General features: G+C 73.3%; 24 protein-coding genes and 2 pseudogenes. 12 read left to right on the forward strand and 14 right to left on the reverse strand.

The features are described 5' to 3' along the window. Positions 1-422 precede the first annotated feature (422 nt). From lnt to BJF80_RS12900, 4 genes are all read left to right on the forward strand, one after another. Positions 423-1,946, forward strand: a complete 1,524-nt coding sequence (lnt, locus tag BJF80_RS12885; protein ID WP_083673667.1) for an apolipoprotein N-acyltransferase — start codon at positions 423-425, stop codon at positions 1,944-1,946. A gap of 9 nt (positions 1,947-1,955) precedes the next feature. Next, positions 1,956-2,756, forward strand: a complete 801-nt coding sequence (locus BJF80_RS12890) for a polyprenol monophosphomannose synthase (RefSeq protein ID WP_022923948.1) — start codon at positions 1,956-1,958, stop codon at positions 2,754-2,756. Positions 2,757-2,761: 5 nt separating this feature from the next. Further along, a complete protein-coding gene (locus BJF80_RS12895; protein WP_075814362.1) occupies positions 2,762-3,298 on the forward strand; it encodes an FxsA family protein in 537 nt (178 codons plus the stop codon). Between the two features lie 225 nt (positions 3,299-3,523). Continuing rightward, entirely contained in the window at positions 3,524-3,883 is a 360-nt protein-coding gene (locus BJF80_RS12900; protein ID WP_022923946.1) for an RNA polymerase-binding protein RbpA, read from the forward strand. Between the two features lie 105 nt (positions 3,884-3,988). On the opposite strand, the gene BJF80_RS12905 is transcribed toward BJF80_RS12900, so the two are convergent. Further along, complete coding sequence (locus tag BJF80_RS12905) at positions 3,989-5,377, reverse strand: MFS transporter (RefSeq protein WP_075814364.1); 1,389 nt, start codon at positions 5,375-5,377, stop codon at positions 3,989-3,991. Positions 5,378-5,496: 119 nt separating this feature from the next. Between BJF80_RS12905 and BJF80_RS12910 the strand changes: the two genes are divergently transcribed. Further along, entirely contained in the window at positions 5,497-5,679 is a 183-nt protein-coding gene (locus tag BJF80_RS12910; RefSeq protein ID WP_075814194.1) for a CsbD family protein, read from the forward strand. 72 nt (positions 5,680-5,751) lie between these two features. On the opposite strand, the gene BJF80_RS12915 is transcribed toward BJF80_RS12910, so the two are convergent. Together BJF80_RS12915 and BJF80_RS12920 are read right to left on the reverse strand one after the other, a co-directional pair. After that, positions 5,752-7,245: an AI-2E family transporter gene (locus BJF80_RS12915; protein WP_083673668.1), complete on the reverse strand. Its 1,494-nt coding sequence runs from the start codon at positions 7,243-7,245 to the stop codon at positions 5,752-5,754. Between the two features lie 18 nt (positions 7,246-7,263). After that, positions 7,264-8,118: a D-hexose-6-phosphate mutarotase gene (locus BJF80_RS12920; RefSeq protein WP_075814196.1), complete on the reverse strand. Its 855-nt coding sequence runs from the start codon at positions 8,116-8,118 to the stop codon at positions 7,264-7,266. A gap of 57 nt (positions 8,119-8,175) precedes the next feature. Here BJF80_RS12920 and BJF80_RS12925 point away from each other — a divergent pair, with 57 nt between their 5' ends. Then, the gene (locus BJF80_RS12925; RefSeq protein WP_075814198.1) at positions 8,176-8,370 is read left to right on the forward strand and encodes a hypothetical protein; all 195 of its coding nucleotides are present in this window, start codon (positions 8,176-8,178) and stop codon (positions 8,368-8,370) included. Between the two features lie 52 nt (positions 8,371-8,422). On the opposite strand, the gene BJF80_RS12930 is transcribed toward BJF80_RS12925, so the two are convergent. The 4 genes from BJF80_RS12930 to BJF80_RS12940 all read right to left on the reverse strand — a co-directional run bounded on the left by BJF80_RS12930 (position 8,423) and on the right by BJF80_RS12940 (position 11,147). After that, positions 8,423-8,773 carry a single-stranded DNA-binding protein gene (locus BJF80_RS12930; RefSeq protein ID WP_075814200.1) on the reverse strand — a complete coding sequence of 117 codons (351 nt, stop codon included), beginning with the start codon at positions 8,771-8,773 and terminating at the stop codon, positions 8,423-8,425. 92 nt (positions 8,774-8,865) lie between these two features. Beyond that, positions 8,866-9,690, reverse strand: coding sequence for an aldo/keto reductase (locus tag BJF80_RS12935; RefSeq protein ID WP_075814366.1), 825 nt, complete (start codon positions 9,688-9,690; stop codon positions 8,866-8,868). 61 nt (positions 9,691-9,751) lie between these two features. Beyond that, positions 9,752-9,913 carry a phospholipase D-like domain-containing protein gene (locus tag BJF80_RS18920; RefSeq protein WP_158068537.1) on the reverse strand — a complete coding sequence of 54 codons (162 nt, stop codon included), beginning with the start codon at positions 9,911-9,913 and terminating at the stop codon, positions 9,752-9,754. Positions 9,914-10,076: 163 nt separating this feature from the next. After that, positions 10,077-11,147 carry a YihY/virulence factor BrkB family protein gene (locus BJF80_RS12940; RefSeq protein ID WP_083673669.1) on the reverse strand — a complete coding sequence of 357 codons (1,071 nt, stop codon included), beginning with the start codon at positions 11,145-11,147 and terminating at the stop codon, positions 10,077-10,079. 139 nt (positions 11,148-11,286) lie between these two features. Here BJF80_RS12940 and BJF80_RS12945 point away from each other — a divergent pair, with 139 nt between their 5' ends. Continuing rightward, positions 11,287-11,700 carry a cupin domain-containing protein gene (locus BJF80_RS12945; protein WP_075814202.1) on the forward strand — a complete coding sequence of 138 codons (414 nt, stop codon included), beginning with the start codon at positions 11,287-11,289 and terminating at the stop codon, positions 11,698-11,700. A 242-nt stretch (positions 11,701-11,942) separates the two neighbouring features. Here the strand turns inward: BJF80_RS12945 and BJF80_RS12950 are convergent, their stop codons facing one another. Continuing rightward, positions 11,943-12,842 carry a hypothetical protein gene (locus tag BJF80_RS12950; RefSeq protein ID WP_075814204.1) on the reverse strand — a complete coding sequence of 300 codons (900 nt, stop codon included), beginning with the start codon at positions 12,840-12,842 and terminating at the stop codon, positions 11,943-11,945. Further along, positions 12,830-13,072 (reverse strand): hypothetical protein, encoded by a 243-nt coding sequence (locus BJF80_RS12955; RefSeq protein WP_075814206.1) that lies wholly within the window; start codon positions 13,070-13,072, stop codon positions 12,830-12,832. Before BJF80_RS12955 ends, BJF80_RS12950 begins: the two co-directional genes overlap by 13 nt. A gap of 101 nt (positions 13,073-13,173) precedes the next feature. Here BJF80_RS12955 and BJF80_RS12960 point away from each other — a divergent pair, with 101 nt between their 5' ends. From BJF80_RS12960 to BJF80_RS12975, 4 genes and pseudogenes are all read left to right on the forward strand, one after another. Next, a complete protein-coding gene (locus tag BJF80_RS12960; RefSeq protein WP_075814208.1) occupies positions 13,174-13,572 on the forward strand; it encodes an HIT family protein in 399 nt (132 codons plus the stop codon). 64 nt (positions 13,573-13,636) lie between these two features. After that, on the forward strand, positions 13,637-14,173 hold the full coding sequence (locus BJF80_RS12965) for a DoxX family membrane protein (protein ID WP_075814210.1): 537 nt from the start codon (positions 13,637-13,639) through the stop codon (positions 14,171-14,173). 20 nt (positions 14,174-14,193) lie between these two features. Next, positions 14,194-15,341 (forward strand): annotated as a pseudogene (locus tag BJF80_RS12970) (class I SAM-dependent methyltransferase). A 414-nt stretch (positions 15,342-15,755) separates the two neighbouring features. Next, on the forward strand, positions 15,756-16,013 hold the full coding sequence (locus tag BJF80_RS12975) for a metal-sensitive transcriptional regulator (RefSeq protein WP_075814368.1): 258 nt from the start codon (positions 15,756-15,758) through the stop codon (positions 16,011-16,013). 12 nt (positions 16,014-16,025) lie between these two features. On the opposite strand, the gene BJF80_RS12980 is transcribed toward BJF80_RS12975, so the two are convergent. The 4 genes and pseudogenes from BJF80_RS12980 to BJF80_RS12990 all read right to left on the reverse strand — a co-directional run bounded on the left by BJF80_RS12980 (position 16,026) and on the right by BJF80_RS12990 (position 18,506). Further along, the gene (locus tag BJF80_RS12980) at positions 16,026-16,646 is read right to left on the reverse strand and encodes an L-threonylcarbamoyladenylate synthase (RefSeq protein WP_075814212.1); all 621 of its coding nucleotides are present in this window, start codon (positions 16,644-16,646) and stop codon (positions 16,026-16,028) included. Positions 16,647-16,649: 3 nt separating this feature from the next. Beyond that, on the reverse strand, positions 16,650-16,844 hold the full coding sequence (locus BJF80_RS21630) for an alpha/beta fold hydrolase (RefSeq protein WP_414899295.1): 195 nt from the start codon (positions 16,842-16,844) through the stop codon (positions 16,650-16,652). A gap of 127 nt (positions 16,845-16,971) precedes the next feature. Then, a pseudogene (locus BJF80_RS21635) lies at positions 16,972-17,484 on the reverse strand (alpha/beta fold hydrolase); the annotation flags it as partial. Between the two features lie 35 nt (positions 17,485-17,519). Then, a complete protein-coding gene (locus BJF80_RS12990; RefSeq protein ID WP_158068538.1) occupies positions 17,520-18,506 on the reverse strand; it encodes a GNAT family N-acetyltransferase in 987 nt (328 codons plus the stop codon). 73 nt (positions 18,507-18,579) lie between these two features. On the opposite strand from BJF80_RS12990, the gene BJF80_RS12995 reads away from it, so the two are divergent. Continuing rightward, positions 18,580-19,314: a DUF421 domain-containing protein gene (locus BJF80_RS12995; RefSeq protein WP_075814216.1), complete on the forward strand. Its 735-nt coding sequence runs from the start codon at positions 18,580-18,582 to the stop codon at positions 19,312-19,314. Here BJF80_RS12995 and BJF80_RS13000 read toward each other — a convergent pair. Then, the gene (locus tag BJF80_RS13000) at positions 19,219-20,469 is read right to left on the reverse strand and encodes an APC family permease (RefSeq protein WP_075814218.1); all 1,251 of its coding nucleotides are present in this window, start codon (positions 20,467-20,469) and stop codon (positions 19,219-19,221) included. The two genes, BJF80_RS12995 and BJF80_RS13000, sit on opposite strands and share 96 nt — an antisense overlap. Positions 20,470-20,478 lie beyond the last annotated feature (9 nt).

Raw genomic sequence — 20,478 nt, forward strand, 5'->3', positions numbered from 1 at the left:
TTCCGGTGGATGCACGTGTTTGCAGGATAGTTTCTTGCGCTATCGCTTTGTGACCGGATGATCTGCGTGTGAGCGCGGCGAGATCCGGCTCGCTGGGTGCTGCCCACCCTGCCCACCGCGCCCCGTCGGCGTGTCGTTCGCCGACACGCGAGGAGGGCTGAAAGTCGGCTCCCTGTCCAGCTGTGCGACCCGGTGGCTGACCTGCTCTGTTGCGCATCGTCGCAGGTCAGCGGTGTGTTGACAGAGCATCGGCAGACCTTTACGTTCGTACGCGTCCCTGGGGCGTGATGGCGCCCGACGGGGGAGCCAGGACCCCGAGCACCGAGTAGACAACGGGACCGTGCGGGCCGCCAGCCGCGCACGGACCGGCCCCAAAGGTGCCGGGGTCCGGCTATGTCCGGACCCGGCCGTACGCTGGACGCGTGCGCTGGCCTCTCCGACTCCTGCTCGCAGCGCTCGGCGGAGGTGCGCTCTACCTCGCCTTCCCCAGCCACGACATCTGGCCGCTCGCGGTCGTCGGCTGCGCGGTCCTCGCCCTCGCCACCGCGGGCGCCGGCATCCGGGTGGGGCTCGTCGCGGGGCTGCTGCTCGGCCTCGCGTGGTACACCCCGATGTTCGTGTGGGCCAGCACCTACGCCGGTGCCGCGCCGTGGCTCGCCATGAGCGTGGCCTCCGCGCTCTATCCCGCCGCCCTGGGCGGGCTCCTGGCGCTGCTCCAGCGTGGTGGTCGCGTGCGCCCGGTCGTCGGGGCGGCCGCCTGGGTGCTCATGGAGTATGCCCGGTCGGTCACCCCCTTCGGCGGCTTCCCGTGGGCGAGGCTGGGCTTCAGCCAGGCCGACAGCCCGATGCTCGGGGTCGCGGCGCTGTTGTCGGTGGCGGGCCTGGGGTTCGTCGTGGCGCTCGTCGGCGGACTCCTGGCGCTCGCGCTGCAGCACCTGGCCCACCGTCCACAGCCACGGCGCGCTCGCGCGCTGGGGCTGGCCCTGCTCGCCACGGGTCTGGTCCTCGCGCCGGCCGCGCTGCCCCGGCCGACCGGCGGCGAGCCGGTGCAGGTCGCCGCGGTCCAGGGGGACCTGCCACCGGACTTCACCCGGACGCTGAGCGCCGAGCGCGGCACGATGCTCCAGCGTTACACGAGCATGACCGAGGGGCTCGCCACCGACGTGGCCGACGGTGCCGCACCGGCACCGGACCTGGTCCTGTGGCCCGAGGGAGCCAGCGACCTGGACCCCTTTGCCCCGGACGGCGGCGCGGAGGCGGTCGCCCGCATGATGCCGGGCGTCGAGGCCCTCGACGCACCGGTCGTCCTGGGCGCGACGAGCTACGGCACCGGTGATGCCCCGCGCAACATGGTCCTCGAGCTGCAACCGGGGCAGGGCGTGGACGACACCTACCAGAAGATCTACCTCGCGCCCTTCGGGGAGCGGATGCCGCTGCGCCCGGTGATGCGGCACCTGTCGGAGTGGGTCGACCGGATCCCCGACTGGGAGCCCGGCACCGAGCCCGGGGTCATGGACGTCGCGCTGCCCGACGGACGTCAGGTGCGCCTGGGTCTGGGGATCTGCTTCGAGGTCGTCGTGGACGCCGCGGTCCGCGACGCCGTCGCCGGGGGAGCCGAGCTGCTCGTGGTGCCCACCAGCAACGCCTGGTTCGGTGAGGGTGACGAGGCTGCCCAGCACATCGCGACCTCCCGGGTCCGGGCGGTCGAGTACGGCCGCTCGGTCGTCCACATCAGCAACGTCGGCATCTCGGGGCTGATCCACCCCGACGGCCGGGTCGAGGAGGAGACGACGCTGTTCAGCCAGGCCCTGCTCGAGGGTGAGCTGCCGCTGCGCTCGACACCGACGTCGGCCCTGACGACCGGCCCCTGGGTGGTCCCGGCAGCGGCACTCGTCGTGGTCGCCGCCCTGCTCGGCCTGGTGGTCCGGCGGCGGTCGGCTGACTAGGCTGCCCCGGTGACCTCCCGTGGCCCGCTGCGCCGTGTCTGCGTCTGCATCCCGACCTACCAGGAGCGCGCCTCCCTCCCCGGTGTCGTGGCCCGGCTGCGGTCCGCGGTACCCCTCGCTGAGGTGCTCGTCATCGACGACGCCAGCCCGGACGGCACCGGTGCCCTCGCGGAGGACCTGGCCGCCACGGACCCGCAGATCCACGTGCTCCACCGCCGAGCGAAGGAGGGCCTGGGACCGGCCTACCTCGCGGGCTTCGACTGGGCTGCGGGGCGCGGCTACGACGCGGTCGTCGAGATGGACGCCGACGGCTCGCACCAGCCCGAGCAGCTCCCCGCGCTCCTCGCAGCCGCCCAGGACGACGGGGGAGCCGACCTCGTGATCGGGTCCCGCTGGGTGCCCGGCGGCTCGGTCCACCGCTGGCCGCTGCACCGCAGGGGGCTGTCGGTCGGCGCCAACACCTACGTGCGGCTGTCCCTCGGCATCCCCGTGCGGGACGCCACCGCCGGTTTCCGCGTCTACCGCCTGCCCCGGCTCACGTCCTTGCTCGCGACACCCGTGGCCTCGCAGGGCTACTGCTTCCAGGTCGACCTCACCCTGCGCGCCGTCGACGCGGGCCTCGAGGTGCGTGAGGTGCCGATCGCCTTCGTCGAGCGCGTGGAGGGAGCCTCCAAGATGACCGACGCCATCGTGCGTGAGGCGGTGGTGAGGGTCGGCGGCTGGGCCTGGGAGCGCCGCGCCCGCCAGGTCCGGGAACACCTGGCCCGCCGCGACCGTTCTCGATGGCACCACCTGGAGGAGGCCACGTGAGCGCGATGTCCGGACGACCGCAGGCTCGACGCCGACCCGTGCTGCGCTGGGTCCTGCTGGCGCTCGTGCTGCTCCCGGTGATCGAGATCGCCGTGCTCGTCATGGTGGGCCGCGCGATCGGCCTGTGGTGGACCCTCGGGCTGATCATCCTGGTCGCGGTGGCAGGCACCTGGCTGGCGCGCCGGGAGAGCGGCCGGACCTACCGGGAGTTGCAGCAGGCGCTGAGCTCGGGACGGATGCCCGCCGACCAGGTCACCGATGCGATCCTGCTGACCGTGGGCGGGTTCCTGCTGCTCCTGCCCGGATTCGTCAGCGACATCCTCGCCCTCATCCTCATCCTGCCGTTCACCCGGCCGCTGGCGCGCCGGCTGCTGCAGGCGGTCGTCGCCAGCCGGGCCCTGGCGACCGTCGGGGGAACGCCGACCCGGGGGCCCGGCCAGGCGCGGCGGGCACCGGGCTCGGGCACCGTCATCGACGGCGAGATCATCGACGAGCAGCCGCCGCCCTGGCGGGGGGAGCGCCCCCCGCAGATCGATCGGTGACGGTTCACCGACTGGCCCCGTCAACCGCATCGGCGCTACACTGATCAGTCGGGCCGCACGGCGACGCCGCACCGTATACCGGAGCGCGAGCGCGCGTTGTGGGGAACACAGGGCGAGCAGAAGTCGTTGACACGCCTAGACACCGCGCGCCTGCCGGGCCGCCCCGGCCAGAGCAGACCGACCGAGCACGCGTGTCGATCACGACACGATGGGAGTGGAACACACATGGCAGAGAGGTCCCTTCGCGGCACCAACCTGAGCTGGCTGTCCTTCGAGAGCGACGAGGGCGTCTCCTTCAGCGACCGTGAGATCAGCCGCTACGTCTGCCCGGACGGGCACGTCAGCGAGCTGCCGTTCTCCGTCGAGGCCGAGATCCCCCCGATCTGGGAGTGCCGGTGTGGGCTGGACGCCAAGCTCGAGAACGGCCCGGAGCCGGAGCTCAAGGCGACCAAGCCGCAGCGCACCCACTGGGACATGCTGCTGGAGCGCCGCTCCATCCCCGAGCTGGAGGAGCTGCTCGAGGAGCGCCTCGGGCTGCTGCGCGAGATGCGCGGGGAGAAGCCGCGGCGCAAGCGCACGGCCTGAGGCCCACCGCTCGTCGCACCAGAACGACTGACCGGACGGGGCGTGGCACGCGAGGAGCGTGCCGCGCCCCGTTCGTCGTCCTGGGGGGCGGGCGAAAGGCCCGATCTAGACGATGCGTGGCTGCTCGTTGCCGGCCATCTCGATGCCGCGCCGCATGTTCACCCGGGTGAGGACGAGACCGCCGAGCACGAAGAAGGCGATGGTCACCAGGATCGCCGGCCGGTAGGACCCGGTGAGCTGGTAGGTCAGGCCGAAGGCGAGGGTGCCGAACCAGCTCGTCCCGCGCTCCATCGCCTGGTAGAAGCTGAAGTACTCCGACTCCTTGCCGGCCGGCACGAGCTGGGTGTAGAGCGACCGGGACAACGCCTGGGTCCCGCCCATGACCGTGCCGATGAAGACAGCGCAGACCAGCCAGATCGTGAAGGCACCGGTCGGCACGAAGTAGGCGAAGGCCACGACCAACGTCCACATCACCAGCCCGCCGAGGATGGTGCGCTTGGCGCCCAGGCGCGAGGCGATCGCGCCGAACACGAGGGCTCCCCCGAAGGCGACGAACTGCACCAGCAGGATGGTGATGATGAGCTGGCTGGTGTCGAAGCCCAGCGCCTCGCTGCCGTAGAGGCTGGCCGAGGAGATGACGGTCTGGATGCCGTCGTTGAAGAACAGGTAGGCGAGCAGGAACAGCAGCGTGTGCGGGTAGCCCCGCAGGTCCCCGAAGGTGTCCCGGAGCTGGGTGAGCGTGCCGCCCAGGACGCCCGCGGAGCGCTCCACCGGGGCGGCGGTGGTGCCGCGGATGCGGCGCAGGCCGATCACCGGGATGAGGGTGAACAACCCCCACCACAGCCCGGCCGAGAGCAGGTTGAGACGCACGGCCATGGTGTAGGAGATCCCCAGCGCCTCGTGCGCCTGCATGAGACCGAGGTTGAGGGCGAGCAGGATGCCGCCACCGAGGTAGCCCAGGGCCCAGGCCCGGGAGGAGACGCGGTCGCGGTCGTCCGGCGCGGCGACGCGGACGAGCAGCGCGTCGTAGACGACGGTCGAGGCGCCCAGGCAGAGGTTCGCCACGACGATGAGCAGCACGCCGAGCTGCCAGTTGCTCCCCTGCAGGAAGAACATGGACGCGGCCGCGGCCGCGCCGACCCAGGCGAGCCCGCCGAGCAGCCGGGTCGGGCGTGGGTGGCGGTCGGCGATCGCCCCGACGAAGAGCAGGACCACGGCGGAGACGAGGGTCGCGACGGTGATGGTGTAGGGCGCCACGGCCCCGACGGCCACCGGGATCCCGAGCACGGACAGCATCTGCTCGCACCGCTGCCCCTCCGCGAGGTCGGGGCAGGCGTCGGCCCGCGCCAGCGCGGTGAGGTAGGGGGCGATGAGCACCGTGCCGGTGGTGGTGACATAGGCCGAGTTGGCCCAGTCGTACCACCCGAACGCTCGTTGGTGGGCCCGGGTGCGCTCGGCCGCCGGGTCGGCCCGCGGCACCGGGGGAGAGGTCATGGCGCCCACGCTAGCGACCCGGGCCCGGGCCTGGGGGAGGCGCGACGTGCCTCTTCGGCTTGCGGTCGGGCATACCCGGGGCAAGAGTGAGGTCGTTGTCCACGACGAAAGGAGCCGGTATGGGAATCGGCGACAAGATCTCGAACACGGCCGAGGAGGCCAAGGGCAAGGCCAAGGAGGCCTTCGGCGACGCCACCGACAACGAGCGGATGGAGACCGAGGGCAAGGCCGGTCAGACGAGCGCCAACGTCAAGCAGGCGGGCGAGAACGTCAAGGACGCCTGGAAGGACGCCTCTCGGTGACCCACCACGGGCCCTGAGCGGCCCGCCGCACGCACGACACCCCTGGCCCCCTCGGGCCGGGGGTGTCCTGCGTCAGGTCGGCGGCCTGATCTCCTGGTCGTCGGCGGCGTGCTGGTCGCGGTCGCGGCGCAGGATGGGGGACAGGATCCGGTCGCGCAGCGAGGCGGCGAGCTCACCGGTGCGCCCCAGCATGGCCACCTGGGCGGCACCGCGCTCGTCCTCCGCCTGCAGGTATGCCTGCCGCGCGCGGAGTGCGAAGAGGGGTGCCGCGCTCTCGGCCAGCGCGGCGGCCTTGCGCCCCTGGGGCGTCACGTTGCGCAGCTCGTCGGCGTGCAGCTGACCGGTGCGCAGGTCGAGGTGCTCGCTGCCGAAGCGCACCAGCGTCAGCACGCTGGCCAGGACCGGGACCGCCAGGAAGGCGCCGAGGACACCCCACAGGGTGCCGCCGGCCGCCACCCCGAGCAGCACGATCACCGGGTGCATCGACATGACCTTGCTGTGCATCATCGGCGCCACGAACGTGCTCTCCGCCTGCTGCACGGCGATGACGATGAGGACCACCCACAGCGCGGTGACCCAGCCGTTGGACACCAGGGCGACCAGGACGGCCAGGCCCCCGGCCACGAAGGCGCCCACGATGGGGATGAAGGACAGGAAGAAGGTGATGACCGCCAGGGCGAAGGCCAGCGGCACACCGAAGAGCACCAGCCCCAGGCCGATGAAGAGGGCGTCCACCGCCGCGACCACGGCCTGGGCGCGCAGGAACCCGCCGAGGGTCACCCAGACCCGGGCCAGCGCCTCGGTCAGGTAGAGCCCGGCGCTGCGCCCCACCGTCTTGCGCATCCAGGGCAGGAAGCCGTGCCCGTCCTTGAGGAAGAAGAAGGTGAGCACCAGGACGAGGATCGTCGTGACCATGATCGAGCCGACCGCCGTGAGGGTGGACAGCGCGCCCTCGGCCAGCACGCTGGCGCGAGACTGCAGCCAGTCGGTGGCCCGGGCCACGTAGGTGTCGAGCTGGTCGCTCTGCAGGTTGACCGGTGGCCCGGACAGCCAGGAGAGCACCAGGTCGGCGCCGGTCGCGACGTTGGTGGCCACCTGGCGCACCTGTCCGGTGATGCCGGGGGCGATCGCGGCGAGGATGCCGCTGAAGATCCCCAGCGCCGCGAGGAGCACGGCCGCCGCCGCGAGGCCGCCGGGCCACCGGTGCCGGCGCAGCCAGCGCACCGGCGGCCAGAGGACCGAGCTGACGATGAGGGCCAGGATGATGGGCAGCACACCCACCCACACGCGCCCGAGGGCGTAGAGGATGACCACGACGGCCGCGACGACGAGCAGGAACCGCCAGGACCAGGCCGCGGCACCCCGCAGGCCCTGCAGGATCAGCGCGCCGCGGTCGACCTCCGGTCGGGCCGCCTCCGGCTGGGTCGGAGAGGACCCCGCGCTGGCGTCCTCGTCGCGCCGGGCAGGATCGGCGGGCGGCACCTCGCCCGGGGGCGTCTCGTCGCCCGCCAGGCCGTGCCCCTCGTCGAGCGACGGGGCGTCGTCGCCGGTGGCGTTCTCCTGCATGCGCTCGGGCCTCCGGGGTCAGCTCGCGGGGTGGACGGCGATCGTGCACCCCAGGGTATGCGTCGCGCCCGGGTCGAGGGTCAGGCCCAAGCCCGCGGTGGCGGCGGTCTCGACGCAGACGAACTCGCGCCACTCCTGCGTGCCGAGGTCGCTCATGGCGGCGGCCTTCTCCGCCCCGGGATTCCACACGACGGTCTGCGTGGCTCCGTGAGAGCGCACGCGCAGCGCGCGGGTGCCGTCCCGGACCTCGACCGCCGGCGAGCCGGGGGAGTCGACGACGAGGTCGGTCTCGCCCTCGAACCCGACGGCGCCCTCGACCCGGCCGCGACGCCCGGTGACCTTGTCGAGGGCCTCCGCGCCGGAAAGGCCGTGCACCGTGGCCGTCGTCGCGTCGGCGACACCGAGATAGGTGTGGAGCGCGAACTCCACCGGGAGCGGCGCCGCGCCAGGGTTGTGCACCGTGAGGCGCAGGTCGAGGGCGGGCGCGTCGTCCTCCTGCCCGAGCGCGACGGCATACCTCACCCGGAACGGACCGGCGACGTGCTCGGCGCCGGGGCTCCCCACGACGTCCTGGTCCGTGATCGTCCAGGCCCAGACCTCGTCGCCGGTCGCGGTGTCGAGGTGCCAGGTGGCGGTGCGCAGGACACCGTGGGCGGGGGACAGGTCCCCGGCGGGCCCGTCGGCGAACCAGGGGAAGCACACCGGGACGCCGCCGCGGATCGCCTTGCTGCCGTCGAGGACGGCCTGCTCGCTGCACCACACGACCGGCGCCCCGGCCAGCTCCCAGGTGGCCAGGTGCGCCCCGTGGTCGTAGGCCACCAGACGGGAGGGCCCGGCCTCGTGGGTCCGGGCGGGCAGGTGCTCGGCTGACATGGTGCCCAGGCTACGCGGGGCGGGCGGCGGCTGCCCGCGACCCAGGACCCACCGGGGGTGGGCGCGGGCGACGGGTGGGTCGCACAGGCGCTCGACCTGCCGCTGCTGTGGGTGGTGCCGGTCTTCGTCATGCTGTCCGGGGCGCTCGTGCTCGACCCGGCCCGCTTCCGGGGCTCCGGCGACTTCCTGCGCGGCCGGGTCTGGCTGCTGGTGCTGCTGCGGCTGGTGCCCGGGCTGCGCCGGCTCTGCTGACGCCGGGTGGGCGACGGCCCCGACACGGTCAGGCCGGCCCGCCCGACACGGGTCACTCCAGCGACACCTCGCGGACCGAGGTGGCCTCGACGTCGTACCGGGACGCGGCGCCGGCGCCGGTCCGGAAGAAGCGTCGACGCAGCGCGCCGGTGACCTCGACCCCCGCGCCGTCGGCCAGCCGCAGCGCCGCCCGGCGCGAGCGGGCACTCCAGCAGGTCACATCGATCGTGTCCACGCGCTGCCGGGACCCCGCGGCGCCGCGGCCGCGTGCTGCCGGTCGCGGGACCACCACGCGCAACTGCACCAGCACGTCACCGCTGGGCAGCTCACGCTCCGTCGGCCCACCGCTGACTCTCCCCGCGAGGTGCACCTCGTTGGCCGGTGCCGCCGTCGTCGTCGCCATGCCACCACCCTGGGCCGCGGCAGGGCGGCGGGGGAGAGGACCGCCGAGATCTGTGGACGGCGGGAGGCCCGGGCCGACCCTGTGGACGGGTGTTACATCTCCTCGTGCGTCTCCGGGTCGCCGTCGAAGAGGCGGCCGTCCGGGCGACCGAGCGCCGTGATGGCCTCGACCTCTTCCGGCACGAGCTCGAAGCCCAGGACGTCCAGGTTGGACTCCTGGCGGCTCCTCGTCCCGGACTTCGGCAGCGGCATGACGCCCCGCTCCAGGTGCCAGCGCAGGATGACCTGGGCGGGAGAGACCCCGGCCCGCTCGGCGGCCTCGGTCACCGGCGCGGCGTCGTACTGCGCCTCACGCTTGCCGAGCGGGCTCCAGGCCTGGGTGAGCACGCCCAGCTCCTCGTGGACGCGGAGCATCTCCTGCTGCGGGAAGAGCGGGTGGCACTCGACCTGGTTGAGGACCGGCGCCTCGCCGGTCGCCGCCAGCACCTCGCGCAGGTGGGACTCGGTGTAGTTGCTGGTGCCGACATACCGCACCAGGCCCCGGTCGCGGCACTCGATCAGGGCCTCGACGGCCTCGACGTAGTGGCCCTGCGAGGGGTTGGGCCAGTGGACGAGGGCGACGTCGACCTGCTCCAGGCCCAGCCGCTCCAGCGACTCCTCCACGCTGGTGATCGCCGCGTCGCGCCGGTGCGCCCGGCCGGGGATCTTCGTCGCCACGAGCACGTCCTCGCGGGGCAGACCGCTGCGGCGCAGCGCCTCACCCACCTCCGGCTCGTTCTCGTAGTTGACCGCCGTGTCGAGGTAGCGGTAGCCCACCTCGAGCGCCGAGACCATCGCCTCGATCCCCTCCTCGCCACGCAGGGGATAGGTGCCGAAGCCGACGTGGGGGACCGGGATGCCGTCGCGGAGAGTATGCATCTGCCCACCGTAGGCCGCGCCTGCCGCCGGTGCAGGCGGGAGGGCGTCCGCCTGCACGGGCTCACATCAGCGCGGCGGTGAGGCGGCAGACGTTGTCGACGTAGCGCTGGTGCCAGGGCCGCGCCATCCACTCCTCCAGCGTGAGCTGCCGGGAGGCCGCGCGGTAGGCCTCGTCGTTGGTCTGCAGCTCCCGGACCAGGTCGCCCCCGAAGGCGAGCAGCATGATCTCGTAGGTCAGCGCGAAGGATCGGAAGAGAGCCGCCAGTTGGGCTCGGTGGGGAAGCCGGGCCCGAGGGCACGAGCTGCATCGCGTGCGCTGCGCCACGCGGGACGAGGTCGGGCTGGTCGGGGAAGAAGCGCTCCCGGTCAAGGTCCTCCTCCGGAGCCTACGAGTCGCGCAGGGGAGTGTCGCTGGGCTCCGCGGCCGTGTCGTCGTGGCCGACGACGCCGTTGTGGGGGATGAGGGTGCCGGTGACCTCGTGGTGCGGCCAGCCGAGGGTGTGCGGGGCGCTCTGGGTCACGTAGTTGGGGGTCTCCTTGGCGTGCACCTCGGTGGGGACGACGGGGAGGTTGGTGTGCGGCGGGTTGGCCGTCCAGGCTGCGGTGAACAGCACCCAGCGCAGGCCGAGGTTGATCCACACGATGAGCGTCGCCAGCACGGCGAAGGAAGCGAAGAGCGGGTTGTCCCAGCCGCCGATGACCTGGGTGCCGGCGAGCCGCAGCAGCCCCCAGCCGGTCGCGCCGAGCAGCGCTCCCTTGAGGGCGTCGCGCCACGGCATCCGCACCTTGGCCGCGACCCGGAAGAGGAGGTAGAAGACGACGGCGTCGACGACGAAGGCCGCGGTCACCGCGGCGATCCGGATGAGGAGCACGCTGGCGCCGCCGCTGATGTCCAGCTCCTCGATGACCGAGCGGGCCAGCCCCGTCGAGCCGCTGAGCAGCAGCGAGGACAGCAGCACCGCCAGGCTGAGCAGGACCACCCCGAGGGCGTCCCAGCCCTTGCCGCGCACCGGGCGCAACGGCGCGCCGGTCAGGCCGAACATCGACCGCACGCTGTTGCGCAGCCCCGTCATGACGTTGGTCGCGGTCCACAGCAGCACCGGGATCGAGATGATCGTCGCCAGCGTGAAGGACTGCTCCAGGATCAGCCGGTCGGGGTCGATGATGCCGTCGTTGCTGCCGTCGTCGACCAGGCCCGGGAAGGCGGTGTTGATCGCCTGGATCACCCGGTCGAAGAGCTCGGGCTGCCGGCCGAGGGTGGCCCGGAAGCCGTTGGTGAGGATGGTCACGAGGGCGACCAGGGAGACCAGCGCGGAGATCGTCACCCCGCCCGCGGACAGGTTGCCCCGGACGAGCAGGTAGCGGACGAAGGCGCGCACTGGGCGCGAGGTGTCCACCCGGTGGACAGCGCGCCAGAACAGGTTGCGCTCCACGCCGTCGTCCTGCTCCTGCGGCATCCGTCCCGCTCTCTCGCTCGTTCCTCGGAGCACAAGGTATACCGGCCGCGCCCGGGGGTCCGCGTGCCCGGTCGGTGGTCGACGGTCCGCGGCACCGGGGGGAGTGGACAGCAGGACGACGCCTGCGGTCGAATGAGGTATGACGCAGGATCGGAGCGCGGCGACCCCCTGCCGCCTCATCGGGGACGGGTCGCTGGTGGCGGCGGACCCGACGCCGGGCATGAGCCGGCGCCGGGCCGAGCACGGCGCCGGGATGTGGACCGGCACGGTGGACACCGAGCCAGGCGCGGTCACCGGGTGGCACCACCACGGCGAGCACGAGACGACGCTCTACATCGTCTCGGGCACGTTCCGGCTGGAGTCCGGCCCCGGTGGCGCCGAGGTGATCGAGGCCGGGCCCGGCGACTTCGTCCGGGTGCCCGCCGGGGCGGTCCACCGCGAGTCGAACCCTGGCGACCAACCCTCACGAGCGGTGATCGTGCGCTGCGGCTCCGGCGCGCCCACCGTCAACGTCGACGGCCCGGCGGACCCGGACCAGCCTCCGGGCGCCTGAGGACGGGTGTGCACCGGACGAGGATTCCGGCACCTGGGCAAGGATGTGCACGCGAAGCGCCGTTCTCGACGCTGCATCTGGTGCACAGGCTTGCCCAGGTCCGAGAGGGGCGACCGCGGGTCACTCCCGGCCGGCCTATAACGCCGATAAAACACATTATGTAAAGTCGCTGTCAGAGAGCCGCTCCCCGGGCACCCGGTCGGCGAGACGTCGCCTGACTGTCCTGGGTTCCCGTCCCGACGTCATCGCTCCTCCGCGTCGACCAGCCAGGCGGCGTCGACCGGCTCCAGCTCGAGCGCCAGCTGCACCGCCTCGTCCTCGGTCCAGCCCGGCGCACGGCCGGTGCCGGTGCCGTCGCTGAGGCGTGCATGGCTCTCGCCGAGGTCGACGTAGACGACCCAGTGGTCATTCTCGGGATTCCGGTAGACACTGAGGCCGTCGCCGAGCCGCTCGCAGGGACGATGCTCGGTGAGCGAGGCGCAGTCGCCACCCTCCGGGCGCAGCGCCACGTCGAGGTAGGACACCTCCGGGTGCTCCCCGCGTGCCAGGGTGTACCTCACGTCGTCCCCGGAGAGCGCCGTCATCGTCGGTATGCGCAGATCGTCGCGGTCGACCGGCGCCACGAGCTCGACACCGAGCGCCTCGACCGCCTCCACCTCGGCGATCGCCGCCCGCCGGTCCTGCCGCTCCAGGACGAACCACGTGCCCAGGGCGAGAGCGGCCGCCACGCCCAGGGCGAGCAGGCCCGGCCACCAGCCGGGCTGCCGCTCCCCCGTGTCCTCGTCCCGCTCGCCCGGCCGCACCGCGGTGAGTCCGGCCACGACGGGCGCGAGCAGGACCAGCACGATCGAGAGCGTGTCGTCGACCTCGGCGAGCATCGCGCCCGGCACGAGCAGCACCAGGGTCGTCGGCAGCCACCACCAGCGCATCCACCGCCGGGCGAGGACGGCCGCGACCACGGCTCCCACGAGCGCCCCGACGAGGGCTCCGCCGAAGAGGTGGTTCAGGCACTCCAGGCCGCCCTCGCAGGCCGCCGCGAGCGCGACCCCGACGCTGAAGCCGACGGCGCCCAGGAGCAGGACGAGCACGAACCAGGTCGCCAGGGCGGCGGCCAGGGCCTGCGCGCGGCCTATCCCGGGCACGGGGCGCCCTCGCAGCAGGGCCTGATCCACCCGCAGCCGTCGCACCGCTCGTGCGAGGTCTCCCAGCGCATCCGGGTGCCGCAGTTGGGGCAGGGCTCGGTCAGGTCCGCCATGGCGCCCAGTGTGGCAACCCCGCCGAGCACGGTCCGCCAGGCACGCCGCCGCACCCGCTCCCGCCGACCTCCGAGGCCCTGGGCGGCGTCGAGGTCGACCGAGCCCGACAGGCTCACGCCCGCTGTGCCTCGCGCGGGTCGTGCGACCTCGGCCACCTGAGGCACACCACCGGTGCGCTACCGGTGCAAGGCGCCCGGAGGCTCACTACGCTCGGTGCATGGCGACCATCTTCACCAAGATCATCGAGGGCGACATCCCCGGCCAGGTAGTGTGGAGCGACGAGGTGTGCGTCGCCTTCCTCGACATCGAACCGTTGACCCCCGGTCACGTCCTGGTCGTGCCGCGGCAGGAGGTCGACCACTGGGTGGACCTGCCGCAGGAGACGCTGGCCCATCTCATGGACGTCTGCGCGACCATCGGCCGTGCCCAGCAGCGCGTCTACGGCGCCGACAGGGTCGGCGTCATCGTCCAGGGCTTCGAGGTCCCCCACGCGCACGTCCACGTCTTCCCCACCTCCGACCCGGGGGACTTCGACCTCGGCCGCAAGGGGCCGCGGGACCAGGATGACCTCGCCGCGGACGCCGCCGCGCTGCGGGAGGAGCTGAACCGGCCCTGACCCACCTCGCGGACACGCCGCCCGGTCCCGGGTCGAGGCGCCGCCTTCCTGGGACAGTGGGGCGATGACCCAGAGCGCCGATCCCGAGCACGGCGACAGGCCCAACGACGGTTCCGACTACCACCGCGAGGTCGGCGACCTGTGGGACGAGGGGTATGCCGTCACCGGTCCGGTGGAGGCGCACGGGCGCTCGCTCGACTTCGGCCTGCTGCTCCTGCGCGCCGGCTCTCTCCTGCTGGTCCCGCAGGGACTCCACGCGGCGGCCGACATGCCCCGGTTCACGGCCCGGGTCGACGAGACCCTGCTCGGCTCCCAGGCCCCGGACTTCTTCGCCTGGGTCCTCATGCTGGCCGCCGTGGGGCTGCCCGTCCTGCTCCTCCTGGGACTGTTCACCCGCCCGTCCGCCTTCCTCCTCACCGCGCTGCTCGCGGCGGTGTGGACGCTCGGGATGTTCCTGGCCGAGGGCTACCGGCCGCTCGCCGAGGACGGCTCGCTCACCGGCGCGACCGTCCTGCTGCTCGTGGCCCTCGTCCTCCCGTTGACCTTCACCGGGGCGGGACGGTGGTCCGTCGACAGCCTGCGCACCGGGGGTCGCCCCTAGGCGCTCGCTAGGCTGTCGCGGTGCGGTGCGACTACTTCGACGCGGGAGCGTGCCGGTCCTGCACCCTCATGGGGCAGCCGTACGCCGCCCAGCTCGCCGAGAAGCAGGCGTCCGTGGCCGCGACCCTGTCGGGGCATGTCGCCGGGCAGGCGTGGGCGGAGGCGGTGCCCAGCCGCGAGTCCCACTTCCGCAACAAGGCCAAGCTCGTGATCGGTGGGAGCAAGGCCGCCCCCACCGTGGGCATCCTCGACGCCGCTGGCCACGGCATCGACCTGCGGGGGTGCGGCCTCTACGAACCCGGCCTGGCCACCGTGGTGGAGTCCCTGCCCGCCCTGCTCGCCGACGCCGGGCTGACCCCCTACGACGTGCCGACCCGCCAGGGCGAGCTGAAGCACGTCCTGCTGACCCACTCCCCCGACGGCGCGCTCATGGCGCGGGTGGTCCTGCGCTCCCCCGGCCAGCGGCGGCGGGTGACCGGGCTGGTCGACGCCGTGCGCGCCCGCGCCGACCTGCCTCGCCTCCGCGTGGCCAGCATCAACCTGCAGCCGGCGCACGCGGCGGTGCTCGAAGGCCCCGAGGAGGAGCTGCTCACCGACGAGGCGACCCTGCCCATGCGGGTCGGCGAGGTCATCCTCCACCTCGCACCCGGAGCTTCTTCCAGACCAACACCGCCGTCGCCGCCGCCCTCTACGGCCAGGTCGCGGGGTGGGTGGCCGACCTCGCCCCGAGCACCGTCTGGGACCTCTACTGCGGGGTCGGGGGCTTCGCCGTCCACGTGGCTGCGACCGGTCGAGCTGTCACCGGGGTCGAGGTGTCCGCGGAGGCCGTCCGCGGCGCCCGGCGCAGCCGTGCCGACCTGCCCGCCGAGACCGCCGCGGGGCTGCGCTTCGTCGCCGCCGACGCGACCGGGTATGCCCTGGCCGCGCCCCCGCAGGACCGGCCCGACCTGGTGGTGGTGAACCCGCCGCGGCGAGGGCTCGGCGAGACGCTGTCCCGCTGGCTGGACGGCTCCGGCATACCCCACGTCGTCTACTCCAGCTGCGCGTCGGCCACGCTGGCCGAGGACCTGGCCCGGATGCCGGCATACCGGGTGCGGCGGGCGCGGATGTTCGACATGTTCCCCCAGACCCGGCATCACGAGGTGGCCGTCCTGCTCTCGCGCCGCTGAGGCGGGTCGTCCACTCGCCGGACCCGCGTCTCTGCCATGATGGGGGCTCCGCGACATCTCCGACGACGAGGAAGTGCCAGAGCGATGCCCAACACCTTCGAGGCCGTGTCCTCCGCCGGCCACGAGCGCAGCTCGGCCTTCCTGTCGGTGCCGGAGCCGGGCGCCGTGCTGGAGGACTACATGGAGCGCTCGCAGCTGCACCGTGGGTCGCTGCGCGAGCAGGACGGCTACACCGTGCCCTTCCGGGACGGCGGGCAGGTGCGCATCACCGTCCAGCAGGACGAGCGGACCGGTCTGCTGTTCGAGGTCGAGGCCCCCACCACCGAGCGCCGCGACTACATCGAGCGCGAGTCGACCAGGAGCTCGGCGCGGACGTCGGCGGCCTGGGCTGGGAACGCTCGCAGGACTGACCCCGTGGAGCTCGATCCGGAGCAGGTCAGGCCCTCGATCACCCGGTTGCGCCGTGCGCACGGGCAGCTGGCGGCCGTGATCCGGATGCTCGAGGAGGGGCGGGACTGCGAGGAGGTCGTGACCCAGCTGGCGGCGGTGAGCAAGGCCCTGGACCGGGCCGGTTACACCATCATCGCGAGCGGTCTGCGCCAGTGCCTGGCCGATGAGGACGGCGAGGTCGACCTGGCACGCCTGGAGAAGCTCTTCCTCTCCCTCGCCTGAGCCACCGCCGGCTCAGGAGAACGGTGCGGGGTCGCCGGACCCGACGCGCAGCACCTCGGCATACCCCTCCGAGAGGTCGACCACGGTGGTCGGCTCGCAGCCCGTCTGGTCGCCGTCGACGACGACGTCGACCACGTGCTCCAGCCGCTCCTTGACCTCCCACCCGTGGCCCAGCGGCTCCTCCTCCCCCGGCATGAGCAACGTGCTGGTGAGCAGCGGTTCGCCCATCTCCGAGAGCAGCGCCCGGCAGATCGGGTCCTGGGGTATGCGCACGCCCACCGTCCGCTTCTTGGGGTGCAGGAGCCGCCGGGGCACCTCCTTGGTGGCGGGCAGGATGAAGGTGTAGCACCCGGGGGTCGCCGCCTTGACGGCCCGGAAGACGGCGTTGTCCAGCTGCACGAACTGCCCGAGCTGGGAGAAGTCGGCGCACATGAGGGTGAAGTGGTGCCGCTCGTCGACCTGCCGGATCGCCACGATGCGCGCCTTGGCGTCCGGGTCGTCGAGATGCGCGCCGAGGCTGTAGCAGGCGTCCGTGGGGAAGGCCGCCAGACCGCCCTCCCGCAGCATCTGCGCCACCTGCGCGACGAGCCGGGGCTGCGGGTCGACCGGGTGGATGTCGAGGAAGCGTGCCATGGCTCAGGCTCTCACGGTCGCTGCACGCCCGCCCAGGAAGTGCCGCAGCGTCGCGGTGAAGGCCTCCGGCTGCTCGGAGTGGACCCAGTGCCCGGCGCCCTTGAGGGTGACCTGGACGGTGCGGGGGAAGAGCGCCCGCATCGGCCCCTCGTGCGCCTCGGTGATGTAGGGCGACTCCCCCCCGGCGATCCACAACACCCGCCCCTCGAAGGTGCGGTCCTCGTGCGGGATGTCGCCGGTGATCGTCGGCAGGTCGCGACGGAGGACCTCGAGGTTCGGCTGCCAGCCGAAGGTCTGGGTCCCCGGGTCTCGCCGCAGGTTCTGCAGCAGGAAGCCGCGCAGGGCGGGCGACCCGACCGAGGCGGCGAGCTCGCGGTCCGCCTGCCCGTGCGAGGTGACGGCCGACAGGTCGAGCGCCAGCAGCGAGCCCAGCAGGTGCTCGAACTCGCTCACCTCCCCGGACCCGGTAGCTGATGTCGACGACGACGAGCCGGTCCACGAGGTGCGGCGCCAGCAGGGCCGCGGTCATCGCCGTCTTGCCACCCATCGAGTGGCCCACGAGGTGCACCGGCCCGTCGGTCGCCAGGTGCTCGAGCTGCTCCACGAGCAGCGCCGCCGCGGTGGCGTAGTCGATGCGCTCGGTCCAGGGCGAGCGGCCGTGGTCGGGCATGTCCAGCAGCACGCAGCGGAAGTCGGGCTGCAGCGCCTTGGCGATACCGGTGAAGTTGCGGCCCCGGCCCAGCAGGCCGTGGCAGAAGACGACGGTCGGGCTGCCGGGATCGCCGATGACGGTCTGCGCGAGCGGCCCGGCATGGTCAGGGGTGCTCACACGCCCCACCCTAGGGGTCAGGTGCCGGCGCCGGGGCCGGTGGGTCAGACCGGTGGCAGCGGCCTGCGCATCGCCGCCGTCTGGAGCTTGAGGCCGAAGCCGAGCCGCTCGTAGAGTCGGGTGGCGCCCGTCAGGCTCTCGGAGTCCACGTCCAGCCCGATGAGGTCGTAGTCCCTGGACTCGGCGACCAGCCTCATCGACCGCGCGAGCGCGACGGCGGCGATCCCCCGGCCCCGGGCCTGCGGGACGGTCCCGAGGATCGACACGTAGGCCTCACGGTCCACCCACTGCCCGAGCAGCACGTAGGCCAGCACCTGCCCGTCCAGCGGACCTCCTCGACCACGGGCGAGGGTGGACACCGCGGGACGGGAGCTGCGCGAGGTCCACATGTCCCGCCAGCGCTCGCCGTCGACCGGCCCCGACCCCCAGTGGTCCGCGAAGGCGGCGTTGTGGGCGAGCCTGGTGTCCTCCAGGTCGGCGTCGGTGGGGTCGACGAGCTCGACACCGGCGACCTCCCCCACGGCCGGCAGGTCGTCCAGGCCCCGGGTGAGGTAGTTGTAGTAACGGGCGACGGTATACCCGCGGTCCGCGAGCAGCACACGGGCGCTGGATCCCTCCAGCCCGCCGTCGGCCGAGAGGTACCCGGTGAGGCCCGGGTGCCGCTCCAGGGCCAGCTGCTCGGCCCGCGGCTCGGCCCGGTCCAGCAGCGCGCTGCCCAGCCCCCTGCCGCGGTGCTCCAGCCGCACGCCGCCACCGATGTACCCCCGCGACTGCCCGTCCCGGTCCGGCGTCCTGGGTGCGCTGACCGAGGCATACCCCACCATGGTGTCGCCGTCCCAGGCGGCCCACGTGTCCTGCTCCGGGTCGTGACCGGGTGCCTGCAGCTCCTCGGCCAGGTCCTCGGCGGACAGGAACTCTTCGGTGCCGTCCACGGTCGCCAGGTGGTTCACCAGGTCCGACCACGCCTCGACGTCGGCGGCGCCCAGCGTGCTCCAGCGGTATGCCGTCCCGCTCGTCGTGTCCTGTGCCATGGGTGCAAGCGTGCCCGACACGACGTCGGCACCGCCACCGGTTTTCCCGTCGCCATCTGCGACGATGAGGGTCATGCGTGACCTGTGGCACTACATCGGCATCACGCCCGCCGGGGCGATCGCCGTGGTGCTCAGCACGATCACGACCTACTTCGTCTTCGGCGCCGTGCTGCGGCTGTGGGGACAACGTCTCTACTCCAGCCCCCGCAGCCTCGACCTCGCGATCGTCACCGTCCTCGGCGCGATCGTGGGTCGCTCGACGATGGGTCACGTGCCGACGCTCACCGGCGGGCTCATCGCGCTGGGCACGCTGGCCGGCCTCGAGGTGACCTTCCGCAACCTGCGACGGCTGCCGCTGCCGCAGCTCGACGCGCAGTCACGGGCCCGCGCGGCGGTGCTGGTCGTGGCCGGCAAGGTGCAGAACGACACGCTGCGCAGCTACGGGCTGACCATGCCGATGCTGTGGAGCTCGCTGCGCCAGGCCGGCGTCAGCCACCTCTCCCAGGCCGCGCTGGTCGTGCTGGAGCCGAACGGGCAGATCTCCGTGGTCCGGGCCGGGCAGGCCATCCACCCCCGCGCGCTGCTCGGGGTCAAGGGCGCCCACCGGGTGCAGGAGCACCTGCGTGAGGCCGGGCACCTGCACGCCGGGCCGGCGGACCAGCCGCGGGCGGCCCCTCCCTCGGAGAAGGGCCCGGAGAATGCCACGGACCCCTCACCCCGCAGCGTGCCGGCGCCCGGTCAGCAGCCAGCCGACCAGGCCCAGGGCGAGCAGGCCGGACCCACCCAGGACGGCGGCCGTCGGGAGTGACACGGCGAGCAGCACGCAGCCGGCCAGACCGAGCGCCGGCACCCCCGGCGCGCCCGGCCAGTCGCCGCGCAGTGTGAGCGCGCTGGCGTTGGCGACCCCGTAGTAGAGCAGGACGCCGAAGCTGGAGAAGCCGATGGCGCCACGCAGGTCCGCCACCAGGACGACCACGAGCACGACGACGCCGACGGCCAGCTCGGCGGCCCGGGGCACACCCCGCTCCCCCGACACCCGCGCGAGGCGTCGGGGCAGGTGCGCGTCTCGCGCCATCGCCACCGTGGTCCGCGAGACCCCCAGGACGAGGTTGAGCAGCGCCCCCAGAGCCGCGGCGCCTGCCACCAGGCGCAGCCCCCACGACCACAGGTCGGCGTCGTCCGGGACCGCCGCCGCGAGCAGCTCGGCGACGGGAGCCGACGCGCCGGCGATCCCGTCCACGCCGAGCACGCGGAGCAGGCTCGCCCCCAGCAGGAGGTAGAGCCCCAGGACGACCCCCAGCGAGACCAGCACGGCGCGCGGGATGACGCGGCCCGGCTCGGTGACCTCCTCCGCCAGAGTCGCGATCCGGGCATACCCGGCGAAGGCGAAGAAGAAGAGCCCGGCACCCTCGAGCACACCCCACGGCTGCGCCGGCGACGCCATCTCGACGGCCGTGGTGGCGGGGTCCGCCCACAGCGCCGCCACGACCACGCCGAGCAGGGCGGCGACCGTCACCGACACCACGACCCGGGTCACGGCCGCCGACCGCTGCACGCCGAGCAGGTTGAGCCCGGTGACCACGACCACCGAGACCACGGCGGCGACGCGCTCCCGGCCCGGCGCGAGATGGGACGCCGCGGTCATCGCCATGGCCGCGCACGACGCGGACTTGCCGACGACGAACATCCACCCGGCGAGATAGCCCCAGAGCGGCCCCAGCCGCTCCCGGCCGTAGACGTAGGTCCCCCCGGCGACGGGATGACGCACGGCCAGCGCCGCCGACGACAGGGCGTTGCACGTCGCGACGGCTCCGGCGAGGACGACGGCCAGCAGCATCCCGGTGCCCGCGGCCGAGGCCGCCGGCGCCCAGGCAGCGAAGACCCCGGCACCGAGCATGGCGCCCAGCCCCACGGTGACGGCGTCACCGACCCCCAGGGAGCGGCGCAGCGAGCTCCCGGACATCCGGGGTGG

Source organism: Serinicoccus sp. CUA-874 (genome assembly GCF_001942225.1).
GTDB classification, from domain to species: Bacteria; Actinomycetota; Actinomycetes; order Actinomycetales; family Dermatophilaceae; genus Ornithinicoccus; species Ornithinicoccus marinus.